Below are 3,271 nucleotides of genomic sequence, written 5' to 3' on the forward strand. Positions count from 1 at the left end.
TCGTGCCGGGGCGGAAGTTCTCGATCAGCACGTCGGCCTCGGCGGCCAGGCGGCGCACCACGGCCTGGCCCTCGGCCTGGCGCAGGTCGATGCAGATCGACTGCTTGTTGCGCGACTGCGCTTCCCACCACACCGAGGTGTCGCCATGCAGCATGCGCCATTTGCGCAGCGGGTCGCCCTGCCCGGGCGGCTCGACCTTGACGATCTGCGCGCCGAAATCGGCCAGGGTCTTGGCGGCGAAGGGGCCGGCAATCAGTTGTCCGAGTTCCAGGACCCGGATGCCCTCTAGAATCTGTCGCGCCATGTGCGGGGTCTCCATGCATTTCGATTGCGGCGGGCCGCGCTGACGATCGCGTCGGCGCCACGCCTTGTTTCGACGCAGTGTGCCCCAGCCGCGCGCATGGCGGAATCGGCATTCGGAGAAGCGGGCCTTCTTGGAACGCGAAAGGCCGGGGCGTCAGAAAGGGGCGCGGTCGCCGCAGAGATGCGTGATCAGCAGGCGCGCCGACACCGTCAGCCCGGCCGGGTCGCGCATGCCGATCAGCAGCGTGCGACGCGCCCAGGCGTCCTGCAGCGCCACCAGCGACAGGCCCATCGACTGCACGTGCGGCTCGGCCGCGATGCGCGGCAGCACGCCCACGCCCAAGCCCGCCATCACCATGCGGCACATGGCGTCGAAGCTGCGCACCTGGATGCGCAGGCGGAACGGCCGCTCCAGCCGGCTGCTTTCCTCGAGCAGGCGCGCGGCCAGCGAAGTCACCTGCGGCAGGCTGACGAAGTCGTATTCGAGGGTGTCGGCATAGCGCACCGGGCCGCGCTCGGCCAGCGGGTGGCCCGGCGGCGTGACCACCACCAGCTCGTCCTGGCGGTACTCCACCGTGACCAGCCCCGCGCTCGGGGTGCGGTCGGCGAAGATGCCGACGTCGGCGCGGTTTTCCACCAGCGCGGCCACGATCTCGCTGCTGTTCTGCTCTTCGAGCTCGATGCGGATGGTGGGATGCAGCGCCATGAAGCTGGCGAGGTCGTCGGGCAGGAACTGCGTGATGGCCGAGGTGTTGGCGCACACGCGCACCTGCCCGCGCACGCCGCTGGCGTAGTCCGACATCACGCCGGCCATGCGCTCGACGTCCTGCAGGACGGTGAGCGCGTGGTGGAAGCAGGCCTGCCCGGCCTCGGTCAGCTGCACGCCGGCGGCATGGCGGAAGAACAGCGGCGCGCCGACCGCGGCCTCCAGGTCGGAGATGCGCTTGCTGGCCGCCGCCACCGCCAAATGGGACTGGCGCGCGCCCGCCGAGATGCTGCCCTGGCGCGCCACGGCGACGAACAGACCCAGCGTGACCAGATCGAAACGGGCGAGATTCATGCGCATGCGCTGGCGGCGCGCTTACACCGAGCGCCGGTCCATCACCGCGCGGGCGATGGTGCCGGCATCCACGTACTCGAGCTCGCCGCCCACCGGCACGCCGCGCGCCAGGCGCGTGACCTTGAGCCCGCGCGCCTTGAGCATCTCGCCCACATAGTGCGCGGTGGCCTCGCCCTCGCTGGTGAAGTTGGTGGCGACGATCACCTCGGACACCGGCCCGCCCAGCGCCGGGTCGGTGGCGCGCGCCAGCAGCCGGTCCAGGTGAATCTCGCGCGGGCCCACGCCGTCCAGCGGCGAGAGCCGGCCCATCAGTACGAAATACTGGCCGCGGTAGGTCAGGGTCTGCTCGATCATGGCCTGGTCGGACGGCGTTTCCACCACGCACAGCAGCGAGGCGTCGCGCCGCTCGTCCAGGCAGGTCGAGCAGATTTCCTGCTCGGTGAAGGTATTGCAGCGCGAGCAGTGCTTGATGCCGTCGGCCGCGCCGCGCAGCGCGTCGCCGAGCTTGCGCGCGCCGTCGCGGTCGTGCTGCAGCAGGTGGTAGGCCATGCGCTGCGCGGACTTGGGGCCCACGCCGGGCAGGACCCGCAGCGCTTCGATCAGCGCCTGCAGCGAAATCGGGGGCGCGTTCTTCAAGCGGCGCCTCCGCCGGCGAACACCACCATGCCCGCCGGCGGCGCGCGATGCGGTGCGGATTCGAGACTCATTGCCGGCTTCCTTGCGCGTGCCTGGCTCAGAACGGCATCTTGAAGCCCGGCGGCAGCGGCAGGCCGGACGTCATCGAGCCCATCTTTTCCTGCGTGGTCGCCTCGGCCTTGCGCACCGCGTCGTTGAAGGCGGCCGCCACCAGGTCCTCCAGCAGTTCCTTGTCCTCGCCCTCGGCCAGCAGGCTGGGGTCGATGGTGACGCGCTTGACGTCGTTCTTGCAGGTCATGACCACCTTGACCAGGCCGGCGCCGGACTGGCCCTCGACCTCGATCAGGGCAAGCTGCTCCTGCATCTTCTTCATGTTCTCCTGCATCTGCTGGGCCTGTTTCATCAGCCCGGCCAGTTGACCCTTCATCATGGAAAGCTCCTGATAGCGTGTTGGATGGAAACCACGGGCCGCCGCGCGTCATGGGCGCCGGCGGCCCGTCATAAAAAGAAACGGTGGCGCGGCAGGTGGTCAGGCCGCGCGTGGCTGGATCGATCCCGGCAGGATATGGCCGCCGAACTCGCGCAGCAAGCCTTGCACGAACGGGTCCTCCCCGATGGTGGCCTCGGCCTCACGCTGGCGCTCGGCGCGGGCCTGCGCATCGGCCGCCGCCGCGGTGTCCGCGACCGCGCCGATCTCGCACTGCACGCGCACCTCGGTGCCAAGCTGCTCCGACAGCGTCTGCTGCAGGCGCTCGACCACGCCGGCCTCGGTGATCGGCGCCACCGGCGCGCGCAGGTGGAAGGTGCGCCCCACCACCTGCACCAGTTCGCTCTGGTAGGCAAGCTGCTGCGCCAGGCCCTTGAGCGGCAGGCTGGCGGCCAGCGCCGGCCAGGCGCCGGTAAACACCGGCGGCGTGCCGTCCTCGCCGGCCACGGGCGGCCTGGGCGGCGCCAGGCGCACCGGCGCGGCCGCTTCCGCCGGCGCCTGCGCGGCAGCGGGCTGTGCCGATTGCGCGGATGGTGCGGACGGACGCGACGGCTCGCGGCGCGGCGCGGCCTGCCGCATGGGCATGGGTTCGGGATCGCTGTCGTAGGGGCCGATGACCGGCAGGTCCGGCGGCAGGTCTTCCCACGGCGGCACGTCGCTGCTGCCGGCGAACTCCCACGGCGGGACCTCGTCCGACGGACCGCGATCGACGGCTTCGGCGGCTTCGGCAGACGCGGCGGCCGGCGCGCGGCGCTCGGGCGACCCGGCGCGGGTCGGAGCCGGAG

Annotated in this window: 5 protein-coding genes; all 5 read right to left on the minus strand. The window is 71.4% G+C overall.

Going from position 1 to position 3,271, the window contains the following annotated elements; translation table 11 throughout:
- Positions 1-304, minus strand: a 304-nt coding sequence (locus K206_RS40095) for a CoA transferase (protein ID WP_043367681.1), incomplete at its 3' end; no start/stop codon positions are given.
- A gap of 153 nt (positions 305-457) precedes the next feature.
- A complete protein-coding gene (locus K206_RS0133905) occupies positions 458-1,363 on the minus strand; it encodes a LysR family transcriptional regulator (protein WP_029044400.1) in 906 nt (301 codons plus the stop codon).
- A 21-nt stretch (positions 1,364-1,384) separates the two neighbouring features.
- The gene (gene recR / locus K206_RS0133910) at positions 1,385-1,999 is read right to left on the minus strand and encodes a recombination mediator RecR (RefSeq protein ID WP_020206733.1); all 615 of its coding nucleotides are present in this window, start codon (positions 1,997-1,999) and stop codon (positions 1,385-1,387) included.
- A 97-nt stretch (positions 2,000-2,096) separates the two neighbouring features.
- Entirely contained in the window at positions 2,097-2,429 is a 333-nt protein-coding gene (locus K206_RS0133915) for a YbaB/EbfC family nucleoid-associated protein (protein ID WP_020206734.1), read from the minus strand.
- A gap of 99 nt (positions 2,430-2,528) precedes the next feature.
- A partial coding sequence (locus K206_RS40100; RefSeq protein WP_043367682.1) for a DNA polymerase III subunit gamma/tau C-terminal domain-containing protein occupies positions 2,529-3,271 on the minus strand: 743 nt, incomplete at its 5' end.

It is taken from the genome of Cupriavidus sp. WS (assembly GCF_000395345.1).
Classification (GTDB): domain Bacteria; phylum Pseudomonadota; class Gammaproteobacteria; order Burkholderiales; family Burkholderiaceae; genus Cupriavidus; species Cupriavidus basilensis_B.

Coding starts and splice junctions, on each gene's coding strand:
- K206_RS0133915 (WP_020206734.1), bottom strand. CDS start 2,429: ATGATGAAGGGTCAACTGGCCGGGCTGATGAAACAGGCCCAGCAGATG.
- K206_RS0133905 (WP_029044400.1), bottom strand. CDS start 1,363: ATGAATCTCGCCCGTTTCGATCTGGTCACGCTGGGTCTGTTCGTCGCC.